A 1,255-nucleotide genomic window follows, 5' to 3' on the forward strand; every position below is an offset into this window, starting at 1 on the left:
ACGGCTTGGCACTTGGGCCGCGAGGCGCTCGCTGGCATCATCCGCCTCGCGGCCCAAGCACCAATCCGCGGCGGTCGCCTCAGCTCAAACGTTAGGGCGCACAGAACCCGTGAAGAGCAACAAGCAACGTCGGACCGAAATCCTGGCTCATCGACGCGAGCGCGCTGAGAAGCTCGCTACCGCGCAGGCCCACGATCCTCGGCTGTTGGAACTCCCCGAAGGAGGGTCTGCGCCGTGCAATCCCAAGCTGCTCACGCCGCCCAACAGCTACGGGGTTCCGCCGTTCGTCGCGCGCGGCTACTACGTCGACACGGTGTTCCAGTGCTCGGCATGCCAGAAACAAGAGGTCTGGCTCGCTACCCAGCAGAAGTGGTGGTACGAGGTAGCCAAGGGCAATGTCGAGTCCAGGGCCAAGTTGTGCAACAGCTGTCGCAGAGCCGAACGCGAGCGCAGGGCCGAAGCACGGCGTGTTCACCTGGAAGGTGTCGCCAAGAAGCTCGCCACCGAGAGTGCGCCCTAACCCTTCGCTCGAGAGGGACCTCCGCCGGCAAGGCACTTGGCCCGCGAGTCGCTGATTCTTATCATCCGCCTCGCGGGCCAAGCGCCTTCCCGGCTACGGCCCCTCAGCTCAAACGTTAGGCCTCATGAAAAGCACCGTCGTAGCGCCAGGCATCAACACAGTCGAAGGACTCCTCAGCGAAGCCGAATGCGAGGCGCTCGTTGAACGCGCGGAGCACCTAGGCTTCGAGCCAGCACCGATAGTCACTGCCCGCGGCCCCAGGGTTGCCTCTGATACGAGGAACAACGACCGATGCGTCTTTGGCGACGTTCACCTCGCGGCGAAACTCTGGAGCCGTACGCATTCTTTCGTGCCCCAAGTGCTGAATGACCGTCACGCGATTGGCCTCAATGAGCGTTTCCGCCTCTACCGCTACACGCCTGGCCAGCGCTTCTACTGGCACTCGGACGTACCGTATCGAAGGAACAACGGAGACATGAGCCTGTTGACCTTCATCGTCTACCTCAACGATGGGTACTCTGGCGGAGAAACACGCTTCGAGGTGTGCAAGGTGTTTGCTAGCCAGGGAACGGCACTGATCTTTCACCACGGGATGGTTCACGAGGGGGCCGAAGTTACTCGCGGCACAAAGTACGCGCTTCGCTCCGACGTCATGTTCTCTGCCCGAGCGCAACGAGGCCTAACCCTTCGCTCGAGGCGACCCTCCACGGCTTGGCACTTGGGCCGCGAACCCAT

The 1,255-nt window shown here is 62.5% G+C and carries 2 protein-coding genes; both read left to right on the forward strand.

Annotation, left to right across the window (positions count from 1 at the left end):
• The coding region (locus D9C15_RS33145; protein WP_240668693.1) for a zinc-ribbon domain containing protein at window positions 1–520 on the forward strand (520 nt) is incomplete at its 5' end.
• Window positions 521–644: 124 nt separating this feature from the next.
• On the forward strand, window positions 645–1,255 hold a 611-nt coding region (locus D9C15_RS33150; RefSeq protein WP_164886981.1), incomplete at its 3' end, for a prolyl hydroxylase family protein.

This window comes from Piscinibacter defluvii (assembly GCF_004011805.1).
Classification (GTDB): Bacteria; Pseudomonadota; Gammaproteobacteria; order Burkholderiales; family Burkholderiaceae_C; genus Piscinibacter; species Piscinibacter defluvii.